Raw genomic sequence first — 2,117 nt, 5'->3', positions numbered from 1 at the left:
TTGTTGTGCTTTGATGGCTGCCAGTTCGTCAGCCGTGATCTGGGCAATGCGCATCACCTGATCATCTGGCAGACCGGCTTGCAGCATATTGAGCACCATTTCATTTCTGCCTTCCTCCCTGCCTTCCTCCCTGCCTTCCTGTCTGCCTTCCTGTCTGCCTTCCTCCCTGCCTTCCTCCCGGCCTTCCTGTCTGCCTTTTTCTAAGCCGACTTTTTCACCATCCCCCCAAGCGGTATCAATCACATTGGTCAAATCACGATAGTATTTCAGGCTGGATTCGTAGGCGATGCGCTCTTCAGGTTTAAAACGGGCGATGCTGGCGTGTTTGAACAGGCTGGTAAAGATGCGTTCTTGCAGTTTTTGCGGCTGCTCTTGCAAGCGGTGCAAGTGCCGAAACAGAAAGAACCATTTGTCTTGCAGGGTTTGCAGTTCTTCTTCGGTTTTGCGGAAGTTGGGCAAGGTCAGGTAAATGAAGGTGAGTTTGTCGTAAAACACCTGATTGTGCTGATTTTTCAGTTGTACCTGATGCACCACCTGATCCTGGTGCTGCGGGTCGTTTTTGTCCTCATCAAACACAAAGTCCAGAATGCCGATGGTGTAAACCGCCGCTAGTTTGAAATTCCAGTCGTCGCCTTTTTGGGCTTGCTGTTGAATCGGGAAGGTGGCGTAAAACAGGCTGCGGTCTTTAAAAAAGTTCTGCTTGGCTTTTTGCAGTTCGACAATAAAGTGCTCGCCGCGATCACTGACACAGTTGAGGTCAAATATCGCCTTGCGATCCAGCGCACTCGCGCCCTGGTATTCGTTCTGGATGAAGGTTAAATCCTTGATCTGGTGTTTTTCGGGCAGCAGGGTGTTTAAAAAGCTGATCAGGTGCGCTTTGCTGCTGTCTTCACCAAAGATTTTTTTAAAGCCAAAATCGGTGAAGAGGTTGACATAGTGGCCGAGCATCCATCACCTCATGCAGGATCAATCAAGGATACGGACAGTTTAGCAGAGTGGCGGCTTCGACTGCCAAAAGCCAATTACTGTCGCGCGCGAACGAGACGCACCCGGCTCGTATCGCTCTTGCTGTAGTTGCAGACAGGACCGCTACCGGAGTCCACGCCCCACGCAAGGCCACTATTATAGGCATCGGGCGAGGACGACCAAAACCAACTACAAAACCCACTAGATGTTTCAGGAAAGACAATGGGGTCAATAGTTGGACACATGTAATCACCGCGACACCAGCCACTGCTGCTGCTCCTAAAAACCTAAACAAAGTTGCTTATGCGATTTTTAGGCACTTCGCTCTCCGTTGATAACACCCTTGCGGGCGAGCAACTGGAGTCCGGGTTGAGCAGTCCCAACCGAATGGCCGGTCAACACCGGCAACATGGGCGGTTTCAGCCGTCGAAACCCAGCTTGCGCCATAAAAGTGACCTCGGCGTTCATCCTGAACAGAGAACAACTTTGCGATTCGACTTCGACCCCGACCATAGAACGCGAAACCTTCGCGTTTGTAGATAACCTATCTACAAGCGAAAATTTTGATAAACAATGAAGAAAAAATCAAGAACTGTTTTTTGCTCCTCCACCCTACAGGCTCACCCTTTTCATCAAATTTCCAGGGTTCTTGCTCTCCCGTTGACATCCTCCCCGCCCTAAAGGACGGGGATTCCTAACCTCACGATCAGGATTTTCTGCTTCGCCGAGACCTGCCAAATGCCTCAAAGAGACACCGGACTTAGAGGCTGTTTGGAAATTAATCGCGTAATGGCTTAACCTACGATTTTTTCTAGGAAGTGGCCCACATGCCCTAGAAATGCAGCAAGAAGATTCGCAAAAAAACGCTACCCGAGTCACCTCAGCGACGGCGCCTGGAAGGCGATCAAGCCGCTGTTGCCGGGCGCCCCGGTCGGGCGCCCTCGTAAGCTCAGCATGCGCCAAGTCATCAATGCGATCTTCTATGTCCTGCAGACGGGCTGCCAGTGGCGTCAGCTGCCGCGCGACTTTCCTGCCTGGTCGGCAGTGTACTATGACTTCAATCGCTAGCGGCGCGATGGAACCTGGCAGCGTCTTCATGACAGGCTACGCGCTCGGCTACGGCAACGCCACGGGCGTCACAAGCATCCAAG

General features: G+C 51.9%; 1 protein-coding gene and 1 pseudogene. One reads left to right on the top strand and one right to left on the bottom strand.

The features are described 5' to 3' along the window. The coding region (locus THISIDRAFT_RS00205) for an Rpn family recombination-promoting nuclease/putative transposase (protein ID WP_221913919.1) at positions 1-948 on the bottom strand (948 nt) is incomplete at its 3' end. Between the two features lie 869 nt (positions 949-1,817). Here THISIDRAFT_RS00205 and THISIDRAFT_RS00200 point away from each other — a divergent pair. After that, positions 1,818-2,117 (top strand): annotated as a pseudogene (locus THISIDRAFT_RS00200) (transposase); the annotation flags it as partial.

The sequence above is a fragment of the Thiorhodospira sibirica ATCC 700588 genome, assembly GCF_000227725.2.
In the GTDB taxonomy this organism is placed as follows: domain Bacteria; phylum Pseudomonadota; class Gammaproteobacteria; order Ectothiorhodospirales; family Ectothiorhodospiraceae; genus Thiorhodospira; species Thiorhodospira sibirica.
Note: the sequence above shows the minus strand (reverse complement) of the source record. Positions and strands in the feature narration are given on the sequence as shown.